The organism is Corynebacterium sp. (assembly GCF_012838985.1).
Lineage (GTDB): Bacteria > Actinomycetota > Actinomycetes > Mycobacteriales > Mycobacteriaceae > Corynebacterium.
Window position 1 is genome coordinate 1 of the sequence record NZ_DUOE01000136.1, and the last position, 15,904, is coordinate 15,904.

General features: G+C 70.8%; 16 protein-coding genes. 4 read left to right on the forward strand and 12 right to left on the reverse strand.

Features of this window, described 5'->3' with window-relative positions; translation table 11 throughout:
• Positions 1–3 precede the first annotated feature (3 nt).
• From GXZ33_RS07935 to dacB, 12 genes are all read right to left on the reverse strand, one after another.
• Positions 4–807 (reverse strand): pantoate--beta-alanine ligase, encoded by an 804-nt coding sequence (locus GXZ33_RS07935; RefSeq protein WP_291340302.1) that lies wholly within the window; start codon positions 805–807, stop codon positions 4–6.
• Positions 804–1,508 (reverse strand): hypothetical protein, encoded by a 705-nt coding sequence (locus GXZ33_RS07940; RefSeq protein ID WP_291340303.1) that lies wholly within the window; start codon positions 1,506–1,508, stop codon positions 804–806. Before GXZ33_RS07940 ends, GXZ33_RS07935 begins: the two co-directional genes overlap by 4 nt.
• Complete coding sequence (locus tag GXZ33_RS07945; protein WP_291340304.1) at positions 1,508–2,425, reverse strand: DUF6779 domain-containing protein; 918 nt, start codon at positions 2,423–2,425, stop codon at positions 1,508–1,510. The genes GXZ33_RS07940 and GXZ33_RS07945 overlap by 1 nt, the downstream gene beginning before the upstream one ends.
• A gap of 10 nt (positions 2,426–2,435) precedes the next feature.
• Positions 2,436–2,903, reverse strand: coding sequence for a DUF3180 domain-containing protein (locus GXZ33_RS07950; protein ID WP_291340305.1), 468 nt, complete (start codon positions 2,901–2,903; stop codon positions 2,436–2,438).
• Between the two features lie 2 nt (positions 2,904–2,905).
• Entirely contained in the window at positions 2,906–3,382 is a 477-nt protein-coding gene (folK, locus tag GXZ33_RS07955; RefSeq protein ID WP_291340306.1) for a 2-amino-4-hydroxy-6-hydroxymethyldihydropteridine diphosphokinase, read from the reverse strand.
• Positions 3,382–3,771: a dihydroneopterin aldolase gene (gene folB / locus GXZ33_RS07960; protein WP_291340307.1), complete on the reverse strand. Its 390-nt coding sequence runs from the start codon at positions 3,769–3,771 to the stop codon at positions 3,382–3,384. The genes folK and folB overlap by 1 nt, the downstream gene beginning before the upstream one ends.
• Positions 3,764–4,615, reverse strand: coding sequence for a dihydropteroate synthase (gene folP, locus GXZ33_RS07965; protein ID WP_291340308.1), 852 nt, complete (start codon positions 4,613–4,615; stop codon positions 3,764–3,766). Before folP ends, folB begins: the two co-directional genes overlap by 8 nt.
• Positions 4,616–4,619: 4 nt before the next feature.
• The gene (folE, locus tag GXZ33_RS07970; RefSeq protein WP_291340309.1) at positions 4,620–5,210 is read right to left on the reverse strand and encodes a GTP cyclohydrolase I FolE; all 591 of its coding nucleotides are present in this window, start codon (positions 5,208–5,210) and stop codon (positions 4,620–4,622) included.
• 2 nt (positions 5,211–5,212) lie between these two features.
• A complete protein-coding gene (gene ftsH, locus GXZ33_RS07975) occupies positions 5,213–7,615 on the reverse strand; it encodes an ATP-dependent zinc metalloprotease FtsH (protein ID WP_291340310.1) in 2,403 nt (800 codons plus the stop codon).
• Between the two features lie 117 nt (positions 7,616–7,732).
• A complete protein-coding gene (gene hpt / locus GXZ33_RS07980; RefSeq protein ID WP_291340317.1) occupies positions 7,733–8,320 on the reverse strand; it encodes a hypoxanthine phosphoribosyltransferase in 588 nt (195 codons plus the stop codon).
• 16 nt (positions 8,321–8,336) lie between these two features.
• A complete protein-coding gene (gene tilS, locus GXZ33_RS07985) occupies positions 8,337–9,221 on the reverse strand; it encodes a tRNA lysidine(34) synthetase TilS (RefSeq protein WP_291340311.1) in 885 nt (294 codons plus the stop codon).
• 134 nt (positions 9,222–9,355) lie between these two features.
• Complete coding sequence (gene dacB / locus GXZ33_RS07990) at positions 9,356–10,636, reverse strand: D-alanyl-D-alanine carboxypeptidase/D-alanyl-D-alanine-endopeptidase (protein WP_291340312.1); 1,281 nt, start codon at positions 10,634–10,636, stop codon at positions 9,356–9,358.
• Between the two features lie 49 nt (positions 10,637–10,685).
• Here dacB and GXZ33_RS07995 point away from each other — a divergent pair, with 49 nt between their 5' ends.
• From GXZ33_RS07995 to GXZ33_RS08010, 4 genes are all read left to right on the forward strand, one after another.
• Entirely contained in the window at positions 10,686–12,668 is a 1,983-nt protein-coding gene (locus GXZ33_RS07995; protein ID WP_291340313.1) for a hydantoinase/oxoprolinase family protein, read from the forward strand.
• Positions 12,665–14,233, forward strand: a complete 1,569-nt coding sequence (locus GXZ33_RS08000) for a hydantoinase B/oxoprolinase family protein (protein ID WP_291340314.1) — start codon at positions 12,665–12,667, stop codon at positions 14,231–14,233. Before GXZ33_RS07995 ends, GXZ33_RS08000 begins: the two co-directional genes overlap by 4 nt.
• A 56-nt stretch (positions 14,234–14,289) precedes the next feature.
• The gene (locus tag GXZ33_RS08005; protein ID WP_291340315.1) at positions 14,290–14,844 is read left to right on the forward strand and encodes an inorganic diphosphatase; all 555 of its coding nucleotides are present in this window, start codon (positions 14,290–14,292) and stop codon (positions 14,842–14,844) included.
• A 73-nt stretch (positions 14,845–14,917) separates the two neighbouring features.
• A complete protein-coding gene (locus tag GXZ33_RS08010) occupies positions 14,918–15,685 on the forward strand; it encodes a S1 family peptidase (RefSeq protein ID WP_291340316.1) in 768 nt (255 codons plus the stop codon).
• Positions 15,686–15,904 lie beyond the last annotated feature (219 nt).

The following is a 15,904-nucleotide window of genomic DNA, read 5'->3' on the forward strand; positions in this document are numbered from 1 at the left end:
GCGCTACCCCTCGATGTTGCGGAACCCGATCCCCAGCGGCAGACCGACGTTGTCGGTCAGGCGGACCCCGCCGACCACCGCGGAGATGAGCAGGCGCGCATCGCCGGTCTCGGGGGCGTCGCCGAGGTCGAGGCCCCGGAGCTCGAGGTAGTCGGGGGTGACGTGGGCGTCGGAAAGCACGGAGCGGGCGACCTCCAGGACGGTCTCGGCACCGTGCTCCGCGGCGTGCGCACCCGCGGTGAGCGCCGCGGACAGCACGAGCGCCTGCTCGCGGGCGGACTCCGCGACGGAGGTGTTGCGCAGGGAGAGCGCTAGGCCGTCGGGCATGCGGACGGTCGGCACGCCGTGGAGACGGACCGGCAGGTGCAGGTCGGTGATCGCGGACTGGAGAGCGCGCATCTGCTCGTAGTCCTTCTCCCCGACCACGACGTCGGTCGGGCCGACCAGGTTGATGAGGGTCAGCTCGAGGGTGAGCTGCATCGCGACCGACTCGACCGGCTCAAGGTAGTGGTCGACCGGCTGCACGAGGGTGCGCAGGCCGCGCGGCCACAGGTCGTCCTGGGTGTAGGGGACGACGGCGTCGACACGTTCATCGACGAGCAGCTGACGGTCGGTGCCGGAATAGGCGGCGACGACCACCGCGCGCGGGATACGACGGGCGGCACGGAGGAGCGCCGCGTGCCCCGCGTGCAGCCCCCGGCCCAACGGCACGAGGACGACGGGACGGCCGGTCTTACGCATCGCACGCGACAGCACCCCGACCTGCTCCAGACTGAATTCGCGGGCCTGGCCCGACTCAAAACTCACAGTTTCTCCTCCTGAATGGCCCACAGTTCGGCGTCCTGGTTGTGGTGGGTCTCGGCGACGCGCCGCAGCACCTGCCGGAACGCCCGCGCCTGCCCCGGATTGTCGATGGACAGCCACTGCTCCCGCAGCGCCGCGATCTCCGGCAGGCGGATGAGCCGGGTGCGGTGCGACGCGATGTCATCCGCCTCCTGGATGTCCCCGACCACGTCACCGAGCAGGCGCGTCGCGTCGAGAGCCAGCGAATTCACCGCCTCCACGTACGTGATCGCCGCCGCCAGACGCACACGCTCCTCATCGGTGCACGGCACCCCGCTCGCACCGAGCTCACCGAGCAGCAGCTCCGCGATGGTGTCGCCCAGTTCATCGACGGTCGACACCGCCCAACGCGTCGGGCTGAGTTCTCCCATCGCGATGACGACCGCACCGGTCACCTCCAGCGGATCCATCACCTGCACACCGTGCTGCAGCGACGTGTGGATGAAGATCTGCCCGCGCCGGGCCCGCTCCGCCAGCCGCTCGATCGCAGGCTCGAGCAGCGGGTCCCGCACCTCCAGGACCACCATGTCGAGTTCCTCGAAGGCGGGCGGGGTCGGGTCGTAGTCCATGTAGGAGACGTCGTGCCCGACCTGGCTCAGCAGATCGGGCAGGGAGGACATGCGGGAGTCACCGTAGACGCCGACCCGCATCCGCGGGGCACGCACTAGTCCTCCTGGTCTTCCTGGTCTTCGCGGGCACGGGCGCGCGCCAGCAGCTCAGCGACGGAGAGGGCACCGGACTGCTCGTCACGACGACGGCGTCCCCGGCGCGGCTCCTCGGTCCCGGTCTCCTTCTCGACGACCGCCTCCGCCGGCTCCTCCTTGACGTGCCGGTCGCCGCCCTCGTCCCAGGCCACGGCCTGGAAGGAACCGGTGTCGAAGACGCGGGTCTCGGCGAGGTCCTCCTTGGCGGGCTTCTCCGGCTTCTTCTCGACGGTCTCCGCCTTCTTCTCCGCCGCCTGCTTCTCCCTGATGATCTCCGTCAGCGGGTTCGACTGCGGGCGGGTCGGCTGCTGGCCGAGGCGGCCGGCGATGGCGTCCGCGGACGGGGCACCGGAGAAGGCACCCAGGCGCGGCAGGTTGAGCGGCAGCTCCGGTTCGTCGGTCTGCGCGTGCTCGAAGGTCATGTTCTCGAGTTCCATGATGCGGCGGGCCTCGGCGCGCAGGGCGGCGGGCTCGTACTCGAACTCGCGGCCGGCCAGGGTCTCCAGCTGGGCGCGGATGCCGGCCAGCTCGCGCTGGATCTCCTGCAGGACCTCGGTGTCGCGGGAGTGCTGCTGATCGCGCAGCTCCAGGGCACGGGCCTCGGCGCGGGCCTCGCGCTCTGCGGCGGCACGGGCCACCTCGACGTCGTGGAGCTGCCCGTTGTGGGTGAGCTCGCGGCGGGCGGTCTCCGCCTCACGGCGGTAGCGGAACACCAGGAAGAACCCGATGATCGCCGCCCACAGAGAAGCGAGCAGCGCGAGTTTCAGGGCGCCGTCGCTGTCCGTGAACAGCATGACGACGCTCGCGATGAACGCGAGGACAATCAGCACAACCAGCATCATCTGGCTGCGGTCCGCTCCACCCTGCTCCTCAGTCATGCCCTCCACTTTAACCCGCCGCCTCTCCTTCAGCGGGTGGTGGTGTCTCGCAGTGTCGTTCGAGGTACACACCGGCACCCGCGAGAGCCAGTCCGCCGAGGGCCGAGGCGAGCACTCCGGGCAGGTCATCGGCCGCGGCGATGAGGGTGTCAGCGCGCGGCAGGATGAAGGCGGCCATGCCCACGTAGGCGCCGCCGATGATCGCTCCCGTCCATGCGGAGGCCTTGCCGATCACCAGGAACTGTGCCGCCGTCACCGGGCTGAGCTGGCTGCGGTCCTGGCCGATGCCGCTGTTCTCCTTGCGGTCCCGCACACGCCAGGCGAGCATGACGCACACGGCCGTCATGGTCCACAGGGTCACGGAGACGGTCACGGGGATGGTGGTCATGGAGCCGTAGAAACGCCACGTGAGGATCGCCGTGACCGCGGCGACGAAGCCTCCGGCGGCGATGAGCCCGATGATCGGTGTGCGCTGCACGGCTACAGCTCCCCTGCCTCGACGATGCCGGCGACCTCGTCCGGGGCGAGCGCGGCGATGAGCTCCGCGAGGGGACGTCCCTGCAGCTGCGCGTCCGGGTCAGCGGCCAGCCAGGGGACGAGCACGAAGGCACGTTCGTGGGCGTGCGGGTGCGGGAGGGTGAGCACGGGGTCGTCGGATTCGACGCCCTCCACCATGACCACGTCGACGTCGAGGGTGCGTGGTCCCCAGCGGCGGACGCGCACGCGCTCGGCGGCGTCCTCGAGGGCCTGGCCGCGGCGCAGCAGCTCCAGCGGGGTCTGCCCGACGTCGACGATGAGCACCGCGTTGAGGAACTCGTCCTGGTCGGTGACTCCCCACGGGGGCGTCGAGAAGACCGGGCTGGCGGCGACGATCTCGCCCGCGAACTCCTCCTTCACGCCCCGGAGCAGGGCCCAGCGGTCGTCCATGTTCGATCCGATGGACAGCACGGCGCGCATCAGGCGTTCCTGAACTGTGCTTCACGACGCCGCGAGCGCCGCGCCACCACCGCCACATCCGCGAAGGTGCGCGGGATGGGGGCCTCCGGCTTGTGGATGGTCACCTCGACGGCGTGCAGAATCCCGAAGTCGGCCATGGCGCGCTCGGCGATCTCCACGGCGACGGTCTCGATGAGGTCGCGGGGCTCCCCCTCCACGACGGAGACGGCCAGCTCCGCCAGTTCCGCGTAGTTGACGGTGAGGGTGAGGTCATCCGTCGCGGCGGCCGGGCCGATCTCCAGCCAGCAGGTGATGTCGACGATGAAGGGCTGCCCCTCCCGCTTCTCCTCGGGGAAGACGCCGTGGTGGCCGAAGCACTCCAGGCCGGTGAGCACGATGCGGTCAGCCACGGCCGCCCCCGGAGTTCCACAGGGAGGCGACGTCGACGGCGTCGCGGGAGACCGGCACATTGTGCACCCGCACACCCCACGCCCCCATCTGGGCGGAGATGGCGGTGACGGCGGCGGTCGCCGGATCCGCGTCGGCGGGCACGACCTCGAGGCCGCGGGCGGCCCGCACACCGGACAGGAAACGCTTGCGGGAGGCGCCCACGAGCACGGGGAACTCCCCCGCGATGAACTCCGGCAGGTGGTTGAGCAGGGCCCAGTTGTCCTCGGGGGACTTGGCGAAGCCCAGCCCCGGGTCCAGCACGATGTTCTCCCCGGCCACACCCGCGGCCAGCGCATTGTCGACGAGCCTCCCCAGCGTGTCCCGCACGTCCGCCACGACGTCCCCGCCGTGGTCGGCCTGCCCGGCGGCGTCACCGAACTGGACGGTGCGCCAGTGCATGAGGCACACCGGCAGGTCCGTGTTCGCCATGACGCGGTACATGTCCGGGTCGGCGAGCCCGCCGGAGACGTCGTTGATCATCGCCACGCCCGCCTCCGCCGCGGCCAGCGCCACGGAGGCCCGCATCGTGTCGACGGAGGTGGGGATGCCCTCCTCCGCGAGTGCCGCGACGACGGGGGCGACGCGGGCGGCCTCCACGGCGGCGTCGACACGCGTGGCACCCGGGCGGGTGGACTCTCCGCCGACGTCGATCATGTCGGCGCCCTGCTCCACCAGCTCACGGCCGTGGGCGATGGCCGCGTCGATGTCGAGCCAGCGCCCGCCGTCGGAGAAGGAGTCCTCCGTGACGTTGACGATGCCCATCACCAGGCAACGGCCCGGCACCGTGAGATCAGCAACCCGCATGACGTCAGCCCCGGATCAGGGAGAGGACCTCGGCGCGGGAGGCGGCGGAGGTCTTGAAACCGCCGCGCACCGCCGACGTCGTCGTCGTGGAACCCGGCTTGCGGATACCCCGCATCGCCATGCACAGGTGCTCACACTCGATGACCACGATGACCGCCTGCGCACCCAGCTTGTCCACCAGTGCATCCGCGATCTGCGACGTCAGACGCTCCTGCACCTGCGGGCGCTTCGCGTACATGTCCGCCAGGCGGGCCAGCTTGGACAGGCCCGTGACGTGGCCGTTCTTCCCCGGGATGTACCCGATGTGCGCCTTGCCGTAGAAGGGCACCAGGTGGTGCTCACACGTGGAGTAGATCGGGATGTCACGCACCAGCACGAGCTCCTGGTGGTCCTCCGCGAAGGTGCGCTCCAGCACGTCCGTCGGGTCGCAGTGCAGACCGGCGAAGACCTCCTGGTAGGCCCGGGCGACGCGCGCCGGGGTGTCCTGCAGACCCTCGCGGTCCGGGTCCTCGCCGACGGCGATGAGCAGTTCCCGGACGGCGGCCTCGGCGCGCTCCTGGTCGAATGCGTTGTGGGTGGCGTTCGTGGCGGTCATGGCTACTCCTTCGGCAGCTGCGGGTTGTCGTGGTCCGGCTCGGCGACGTCGTCGGCGCCGGTGGCGGGGTGTTCCTCGGGCTGGGCGTCGCCCCGCTCCCCGTGATCAGGCTGCTCATGATCGGGGAGTCGGAAACCGATGATCTCGGTCGGGGTGTCCTCGGCGGGCTCCTCCGGGGCACGGTGCTTCGCGGCACCCGGGGTCTCCCCGTAGTTCTTCATGCCCGGGTGCTCACCGGAGGTGGCGTAGGGGTTCTCCGACGGCGGCCAGCCCGGTGCGGTCCAGTCGGCCGGCGGCGGGGTGCCACCGTAACGGGCACCCGGTGCGGTCGGCGCCGACGGGGTGGCCGGGGTCTCGGGGGTGTCCCCGTCAGCCTTCTCTGCGGCCTCGCCCTGCGCGGCCAGTTCCGCCTGCCGCCTGGCGCGTGCCTGACGGGAGGCCTCCAGCAGGGAGAAACGCTTCGGCGGTTCCTCGCCCCGCTCGAGGGCGATCTCGACCGGGGTCTTCACCGGCTCGCGGCCCTCCTGCTTCGGGAAGTGATTCTCCGCGTGCGGGAAGATCTCGGGGGCGTCCATCGGCTCGATGTCCTCGAAGAGCACCTCGAGGTCCGGGCGGCGCAGGGTCTCCTTCTCCAGGAGCTTCTCCGCCAGGACGTCCAGATGGTCGCGGTACTCGGCGAGGATGTTGTAGGCGGTGCGGTGGGCGGCGTCGAGGAGCAGGTGCACCTCGTCGTCGATACGCGCCGCGACAGCCGGGGACACGGTGAGCACGCCTCCACCCGGACGGCCGGAGAAGGGGTCGCCCTGCTCCTCGCCGTACTTGACCATGCCGAGGCTCGGCGACATGCCGTACTCGGTGATCATGGCGCGGGCGATTTTGGTGGCCTGCTCGATGTCGGCGGAGGCGCCGGTGGTCTGCTCGCCGAAGACGAGCTCCTCGGCGGCACGGCCACCCATGGCGAACACCAGGCGGGCGAAGAGCTCGTCCCGGTTGTACATGCCCTTGTCGTCCTCCTGCGCCGTCATGGCGTGACCGCCGGTGCGGCCGCGGGCGAGGATGGTGACCTTGTACACACGCTCGATGTCCTTGAGCGCCCACGCGGCCAGGGTGTGGCCGCCCTCGTGGTACGCGGTGACCTTCTTCTCCTTCTCGGAGATGATCTTGGAGGAGCGGCGCGGCCCGCCGATGACACGGTCGGTCGCCTCCTCCAGCGCGTCGGCGGTGATGACGTTGCCGCCGATACGGGCGGTGAGCAGGGCGGCCTCGTTGAGCACGTTGGCCAGGTCGGCGCCGGACATGCCGGCGGTGCGCTTGGCCAGGGCCTTGATGTCCGCGTCCGGACCCAGCGGCTTGCCCTTCGCGTGCACCTCGAGGATCCGCTCGCGGCCCTTGAGGTCCGGGTTGGTCACCGGGATCTGACGGTCGAAGCGGCCCGGGCGCAGCAGCGCCGGGTCGAGGATATCGGGGCGGTTGGTGGCGGCCATGAGGATGACACCCTCGCGGTCACCGAAGCCGTCCATCTCGACGAGCAGCTGGTTGAGCGTCTGCTCACGCTCGTCGTGGCCGCCGCCCATGCCGGAGCCGCGCTGGCGGCCGACGGCGTCGATCTCGTCGACGAAGATGATGCAGGGGCTGTTCTCCTTGGCCTGCTTGAACAGGTCACGGACACGGGAGGCACCGACACCGACGAACATCTCGACGAAGTCGGAGCCGGAGATGGAGTAGAACGGCACCCCGGCCTCACCCGCGACGGCACGCGCCAGCAGGGTCTTACCGGTGCCGGGCGGGCCGTAGAGCAGCACGCCGCGCGGGATCTTCGCGCCGAGGGCGTGGTAGCGGGTCGGGTCCTGCAGGAAGTCCTTGATCTCCTGCAGCTCATCGACCGCCTCGTCCGCGCCGGCGACGTCCGCGAACGTGTTGGTCGGCATGTCCTTGGTCAGCTCCTTGTGCTTGGAGCCGCCGAAGCCGAACATGCCGCCGCCACCCTGCATGCGGGTGAGGAAGAAGAAGAGCAGGCCGAACAGCAGCAGCATCGGCAGGAGGAAGCCGAGCATGCTCATGAGGAAGCTGTCCTGCGTCACCTTGGTGTTGTACTCGTCCGCCCCGGAGGACTGGACGGCGTCGAACACCTGCGGGGCGGTGCGCGCCGGGTACTGGGCGATGATCTCCTCGACGCCCTCGCGTTCCTCGTAGGTGATCGGCTCGCGCAGTTCGATGCGGATCCGCTGCTCGCGGTCGTCGATCTGCACTTCCCGGGCGTTCTTCTCCTGCAGCTGCGCCATGGCCACGGACGTGTCCACGCGCTGGAAGCCGCGTGTGTCGTCGGTGAGCAGGCTGAACACGAACAGCGTGACCAGGGCGATCGCCGCGATCAGGCCGATCTGGAGGATTCTCTTGTTGTTCATGAGTGCGGCCGCCGAAGCGCATGGCTCGTCAGCCGGGCTCCACGACCAGTGCCTTTCGTATTCGTCCTACGTACTTCCACCACAACGCCCCAGCGTGTGGTTTCGTTCCCTAGATGTTCACTCCCCGGAGTACACGCGCGGGTGCAGGGTGCCCACGTAGGGGAGGTCGCGGTAGCGCTCGGAGTAGTCGAGGCCGTAGCCGATGACGAACTCGTTGGGGATGTCGAAGCCGACGTCGAAAAGCTCGATGTCCGCCTTGACCACCTCCGGCTTGCGCAGCAGGGTGATCACCTCGAGGGACTTCGGGTTGCGGGCCCGGAGGTTGCGCATCAGCCAGGACAGGGTCAGGCCGGAGTCGATGATGTCCTCGACGATGAGGACGTCCCGGCCCTCGATCTCCCGGTCCAGGTCCTTGAGGATGCGCACCACACCCGAGCTGGTCGTGGAGTTGCCGTAGGAGGACACGGCCATGAACTCCATCTGCGACGGGATGTCGAGCGCCCGGGTGAAGTCGGTGAGGAAGAACACCGCACCCTTGAGCACGCACACGAGGATCAGCTCCTCCTCAGCGTCGCGGTAGGCCTCCGAGACCCTGTCGGCGAGTTCCTGGATTCGCTGCGCCAGCTGCTCCTCACTGATGAGGACAGCCTCGACGTCCTCGCCGTAGCAGTTCGCCGGGACGTTGCGATCCTTGTTGTCGTGCACGGTCATGACACCTTTCCTAGGCCTCCACGGATAACGTCAGTCTGCCACCTACGCGCCTGACTTCCAACCCTGCTCCCACCGCCACGGGCCCCTGGCCACGCCAGTTGGTGCACATGTCCGCGATCATGCTTATCGACGCCCCCGTCGGCCCCACATTCTGCCCCGTCAACCACGCCGCGATGCGGCGCCGCCGCAGCGGCTCCGGCTGGGCGGCGAGCTCGGCGCAGTCATCCGTGGGCGGGCCGGCCAGCTCCTCCAGCAGGGCGTTGTCCGCGGCGATCCGGTCCGCGGTGCGGGCCAGCGGCTCCGTGGCGTCGCCGTGGAGCTGCTCGTTGAGGAAGCGCCGCAGCGCCACCCGCCGGAAATCCGTGTCGAGGTTGTGCGGGTCCTCCCAGGGGCTCAGATCCAGTTCGGCGCAGGCCTGCTCCGTGTCGTGGCGGCGGATGCCCAGGAACGGCCGGGTGATGCCGTGCGCCTGCGCCGCCATGCCGCCGGGGTTGCCGCGCAGCGCCTGGAGCAGCAGCGTCTCGGCCTGGTCGTCGCGCGTGTGGGCCACCCACACCGGGCGGCCCGGCGCGCGCAGGGCCCGGTAGCGGGCGAGGCGGGCGTGGGCCTCGAGGTTGCCCTCCCCGACGGTGACCGTGGCGATCTCCGCGTGCGCCCCCAGCCGGCGGGCCTGCGCGGCGGCCTCCTCCGCGACGGCACGGGAGCCCGACTGCAGCTGATGGTCCACGACGACCGCGTGCACCTCCTGCCCCTCCGCCCGCGCCGCGGCCACCAGCGCCAGCGAATCCGCTCCGCCCGAGAGACCGATGGTCACCGGCTCCGGGATGAGGAAGGGGCGCACGGCGCGGCGGCAGGCGAGGAAGTGCGGGCTGCGCCGGGGCCAGAAGGGTTCCATGGGGCTGATGCTAGCCACAACCGCCCCACCCAAGCCCGGATTCACATCCCCGGAAGGGCACGCGGCGGGCGTCGACATGTTCGAGACCAGTCCCCCTCCGAGCGTGTCCTTCCGAACGTGCGTGGGACCGCGGCTCAGGAATCCCGGATCGCGGAGGTGAACTCGTCGAGCGCCGCCCGCGCCCCGAGGATCTCCGCGCCGTTGACCAGCAGTGCGAAGGAGTAGACGCGCCCGGACTCCGCGGTGACCACGCCCGCCAGCGCGGACGTGCCGGTGAGGGTGCCGGTCTTGGCGCGGACCCAGCCGCGGCCGGAGAGGTCGTCGTAACGCTGGGTGAGCGTGCCGGAACCGCCCGCGACGGGCAGGGTCGCGAGCAGCGGGCGGAGTTCTGCCCGGGAGGCCGCGTCGATGAGGATGTCGTCGAGGACCCGCGGCGGGATGAGGTTGTGCACCGAGAGGCCGGAGTTGTCCGCGAGGGTGGCACCGGTGATGTCGATGCCGTGGGCGGTGAGGACATCCAGCGTCGCCTGCGTGGCGGCGGCCGCGGAACCGGGCTGGCCGCGGTGGACGGCGAGTTCGTGGCCGATGGCCTCGGCCATGACGTTGTCGGAGTCGAGCATCATGGCGCGGATCCGGTCGGTGAGCGGTGGGGACTCCACCGCGGCCAGCACCTCCGCGTCCGCGGGCGCGGGGCCGAGCCCGACGGTCGCGGCACCGACGCGGTCGGCCAGCGCCCGGGCGACGTCGAGGGCCGGGGTGTGGGAGCGCGGGACGTCGCCGGTGGTGTCGCCGAGGCGGGCGCCGTGGAGCATGGCGGGCTCGAGGGGGGCGATGTAGCCGGCGTCGACGTCCTCGGGGTCCCAGCCGGGCATGAAGGGGTCGCCGTCCCAGACGGAGGTGTCGATGATGACCTGGTCGGCGTCGCCGACGGCGGCGGCGAGGGTGTCCAGCTGTTCCTCCGTCAGCCACACGTCGCCGGAGGCGCGGATGACCACGCTGCCGGGCACGGCCCCGCGGACGATCTCGGTGACCAGCACGTCGTCGGGTCCGAGTTCGAGGATGGCAGCGGCACCGGTGAGGATCTTCGTCGCGGAGGCCGGCTGCAGCGGGGCGTCGGGGGCCTGTGCCCAGACGATCTCACCGGTGACGGTGTCGGTGACGCGTCCGTGGACGGTGCCGAGTGCCGGGTTCGTCGCGAGTTCGCTGAGCAGGGCTCCGAGGGCGACGTTGTCCACCTCCTCCTCCTCGGCGGAGGCGGGTTCCAGCACCGGGGTCGGGGAGTCGGCGACCCAGGCGGGGGCGTGGGTGAGGTCCCCGTAGTGGCGGTCGACGAGGACGGCGGATCCGGCGACCCCGGAGACGGCCAGGGCGACGACGCCGGCGGTCACGGACCACCACAGCTTCTTTCCACTCATTCCCTACACCCTAACCTGGTGGGGACGAACTACAAGGAGCTGTGCCTGAATGACAGAGATTCACATCGCCGTCGACACCGGCGGCACCTTCACCGACATCGGCGTGCGCCGCGCGGACGGCACGCTGGCCGTGTGGAAGGTGCCCTCGACACCTGAGGCCCCCGACGAGGCGGTGATCACCGGCATCACCGGGGCCCTCGAGCGGGAGGGGGCCGGCGCCGACCAGGTGACGCGGCTGGTCCACGGCACGACGGTCGCGACGAACACGGTGCTCACCCGCACCGGCGCGCGCGTCGGGCTGCTCACCACGCGCGGTTTCCGCGATGTGCTGGCCATCGCGCACCAGGCCCGTCCCTCGCTCTACGACAACACCGTCCACCGCGTGCCGCCGCTGATCCCGGACGAGCTCATCGTCGACGTCGAGGAGCGTCTCTCCGCCGACGGGGAGTCCCTCGTCGCGCTCACCGGGGAGTCGCTCGCCGACGCCGCCGACGCCCTCCGGGACCTGCGTCTCGACGCCGTCGTGGTCAGTTTCCTCAACGCCTACGTCGATCCGCGTCATGAGCGGCAGGCCGTGGAGCACCTGCAGGAGCAGCAGGTCGCGCCGGTGATCGTCGCGGCCACGGACATCACCTCCGAGATGCGGGAGTACGAGCGCACCTCCACCGCGGCGGTCAACGCCTACGTCCAGCCGAAGGTGTCGGGGTACATGGGGCGGCTGGCGGCGGGCATCGAGGAGATGGGGGTGGGGTCGCAGCTGTGGATCATGCAGTCCAACGGTGGGCTGCTCCACCCGCGGACCGCGGCGACGCACTCGGCCCGGACGGTGCTCTCGGGTCTGGCCGGCGGTGTCGTCGGCGCGGGCAACTGGGCGCGTCACCTGGGGCTGGACAAGGTGGTCAGCTTCGACATCGGCGGCACGTCGACCGACATCGCGCTCATCCGCGACGGTGAGCCCGACGAGACCACCGCCGGGGAGATCGACTCGTTGCCGCTGCGGCTGCCGAGCGTCGACGTCCACACCATCGGGGCGGGCGGCGGTTCGGTGGCGTGGCGGGACCCGGGCGGGTCGCTGCGTGTGGGCCCGCACTCCGCGGGCGCCGATCCCGGCCCCATCTCCTACGGGCGCGGCGGCACGGACCTCACCGTCACCGACGCCCACCTGGTCCTCGGCCGTCTGGGCACCGAGCTGCTCGGCGGGCACTTCACCCTCGACCGCGACGCCGCCCGCACCCGCATGGGTGAGTGGGGCGCCGGGATGGGGCTGAGCGCGGAAGAGGCCGCCGAGGGCATCCTGCAGGTCATCGCCGCGACGATGGCCCGCGGCATCCGCCGGGTCAGTGTCGAGCGGGGCATCGACGTCCGTTCCTGCCACCTCATGGCCTTCGGCGGTGCCGGCCCGCTGCACGCCTCCGACCTCATCCACGAGCTCGGCATGGAGTCGGCGGTCATACCGCCGCTGCCGGGCATCGCCTCGGCGGTCGGCATGCTCGACGCGCCCGTGCGACACGACTTCGCCCGCCCCGTCAGTGACTTCGCCGCCCTGCCGGACGTCTTCGGGGAGCTGCGCCAGCGGGCCGCGGAGGAGATGCAGACCACCTCCTTCGACACCCAGCTGCTTGTCGACGCCCGCTACCTCGGCCAGTCCTTCGAACTCACCCTCCCCTGGGTCGGGGACCGGGACGCCCAACGCGCCGCCTTCGACGCCCTCCACGCGGAGCGCTACGGCTTCGCCGACCCGGAGGCGGAGATGGAGGTCATCGTCGCCCGCCTCACCGCCACCATCGGACAACCCCGCATCCCCCAGGAGCTGGCCTCCGGGGGGATGCGGGGGGACGTCGTGAAGCGGGACGTGTGGATCGACGGCGGGTGGGTGCCCACGCCGGTCCTCGACCGCGCCTCCCTCGCGCCGGGCCGGGTCGTGGAGGGCCCCGCGATCCTCAACCAGTTCGACACCACCACCTACATCCGCCCCGACCAGCAGGCCCGTGTCGACGACCACGGCTTCCTGCACCTGAGGAGGAACTCATGACCCTCAACCCCGTCGAGATCGAGATCGCCCGCAACCGGCTGGAGTCGATCGCCGAGGAGGTGGGCACGGCCCTGATCCGCACCTCCTACTCCCCCAACATCAAGGACCGCCGCGACTGCTCCGCGGGCCTCTACCTGCCCGACGGCGAGCTCATCGCCCAGGCCGAGCACATCCCGCTGCACCTGGGGCTCATGCCCACGGTGATCCGCAACGCGCTGGCCGAGTACGGCACGGAGCGCCTCCGCCCCGGCGACGTCCTGCTGACCAACAACCCCTACCTGGGTGGCCCGCACCTGCCGGACATCTGCGTCATCACCCCGGTGCACCATGCGGGGGAGCTGGTGGCGGTCGTCGCGAACATCGCCCACCACGTCGACGTCGGCGGCATCACCCCCGGTTCGATGGCCGCACACGCCACCGAGATCTTCCAGGAGGGCATCCGCATCCCGCCCGTCCGCCTGTTCCGGGAGGGCACGCTCGACGACGAACTGCTCGCCCTGCTGCTCACCAACATCCGCACCGCCGACAAGACCCGCGGCGACCTCATGGCGCAGGTCTCCGCCAACCGCCTCGGCGCGCGCCGCATCCTCGAACTCATCGGGGAATGGGGCACCACCGGCTTCGACCGTTCCTGCCGGGCCCTCGTCGACTACGCGGAACGCCGCACCCGTGCCGCCATCGCCCAGCTCCCCGACGGCACCGGCACCTTCACCGACCACCTCGAGCACACGGGCAACGCGGAGGAGCCGACGGCGATCGTCGTCACCGTGACGGTGCGCGGCGAGGAGATCGACATCGACCTCACGCAGACCGACGACCAGGTCAGGGGCGCCGTGAACTGCTCCTTCGCCGTCACCCAGGCGTGCGCGGCGTACGTGCTCAAGACGCTCACCGACCCGACCCTGCCCTCCAACGCCGGACTGACCCGCCCGCTGACGTTCCACACCCGGCCGGGCAGTCTCGTCCACGCGCAGTTCCCGGCGCCGGTGGCGCAGGGCAACATCCAGACCTCGCAACGCATCGTCGACGCGATGTACGGCGCCTTCGGGCAGTTCACCGAGGGGCTCGTCCCGGCGGCGTCGAGCGGCTCCATGAGCATCGTCACCATCGGCGGCATCGACCCGCGCGACGGCTCCTACTACTCCTACGTCGAGACGTACGGCGGCGGGCAGGGTGCCTGGGCCGGTGGCGACGGCGCCGACGCCACCCACACCCACATGACCAACACCCGCAACACCCCCTGCGAGGTCATCGAGCGGGAGTACCCCCTGCGGGTGGGCACCTACGCCGTCGCCCGCGGCACGGGCGGGGACGGCCGGAGGCGGGGCGGGGACGGGTTGGTCCGCACCCTCACCGTCGCGCGCGGCGACGCCACCGTCGTGGCCGCCACCTCACGCGTGACCACCGCCCCCTGGGGCCTCGAGGGTGGCGGGAACGGCACGCCCGGGCAGGTGCTGCGGGAGGGGGAGCCGGTGGCGTCGATGAGCCGCTTCGAACTCGGCGCCGGGGAGTCCGTGACCATCCGCACCGCCGGAGGAGGAGGGTACGGCACGCCCACGGCATGACCTGCGGCTAGGATGAACGGCATTCCCCCGTAACACCGCAACAAGGAGTCTGACGCATGAGCGTTGAAGTCATCATCGAGATCCCGAAGGGTTCGCGCAACAAGTACGAGGTCGACCACGAGACCGGCCGTGTCTTCCTCGACCGCTACCTGTTCACCCCGATGGCGTACCCGGCGGACTACGGCTTCATCGAGCACACCCTCGGTGAGGACGGCGACCCGATGGATGCCCTCGTCATCATGCCGGAGCCGGTCTTCCCGGGTGTCGTGGTCATGGCCCGTATCGTCGGTGTCTTCAAGATGACCGATGAGGCCGGCGGCGACGACAAGCTGCTCTGCGTCATCGACGACCCGCGCTTCGACTCCTTCCAGGAGCTCGACGACATCTCCTCCTTCACCCGCGACGAGATCGAGCACTTCTTCGTCCACTACAAGGACCTCGAGCCGAACAAGGAGGTCACCGGCGCGGGCTGGGGCGACCGTGCCGAGGCCGAGCGCATCCTCCAGGAGTCCATCGACCGCTACAAGGAGGTCGGCGACAACACCCGCGAGGGCCTCGAGGCCGAGAAGGACAAGAAGAACGAGGTCGAGCAGCAGCTCAAGGAGGGTTAATCCCCCACCCGCCCCGCCCGTCCCCCACGGGCGGGGTTTTCTCATTCCCGGCCCACGCGCCTACCCTGCAGGGGTGACTCTCGCCCGCCGGTTGACGGCCCTCGTACTCTCCGCCCTGCTGCTCGCCCCCGCCCCGACCGCGGAGGCGTCCTCGGGGTCCTCGCGGGCGGCCGCCGTCGCCCCGGAGCCCGGGCTCGTCCTCGACATCCCGGACACCTTCGCCCACCCGACGTGGGACGCCGGGGCCGTCTCCCGGCTGGTCGACCAGGGCTACCTGGCCCCCGGCTTCGAGGTGACCACCCCCGACCGCGCCTGCTCCGCCGGTTTCATGGCGCGCACGGCCGCGGGGGAGCCGGTGATGGTCACCGCCGGCCACTGCGGCCTCGTCGGGCAGACGGTGTTCGTCTCCCGCGACGGGCGGCAGGTGGCCGTCGGCACCGTCATCCACAGTGAGTTCGCCGCGGACAACTCCGCCCCCGACATCGGGATCGTGCGCCTGACCTCCCCGGAGGACGTCTCGCCGCGGCTCGCCGGCGTGTACCCGATCGAGGGTGTCCTGTCGGTGGAGGACGTGCAGCGCCTGCGCCCGGAACTGTGCCGCTTCGGCGCGCGCAGCGGAATCTCCTGCGGCGAGTACCTGGGCATAAACGAGGACAAGATCGTCCTGTCCAACATCGCTCGCCCGGGCGACTCGGGCGGCCCCGTCCTCGCGCGTATCGACGGCCGCTACCACGCCGTCGGCGTCGCCTCCTGGATGCTCACCGGCTCCCGCCCGGTGATCGCGGCGCAGCCCCTCGCGGGGATACTCGAGGAGCACAACCTGCAGCTCATGCGAGGCTGAGAGATCCCGGGGGTCTCCCCGGGTTCAGCCCGGGGGTCTGGGTTCACATGACGTGGATCACTAGGGTGGGTCCATCATGTCCACCTCACAGTTGCTGCGTTTCACCACGGAGAACATCAGTCCGGAGGCGCGCGTGCAACTGTGGGAGGGCCACAACGCCCGCGCGCTCATCCCGTTGGACATCCGCACGCTCGACGAGCAGCCGATGCGTTCGCGGCA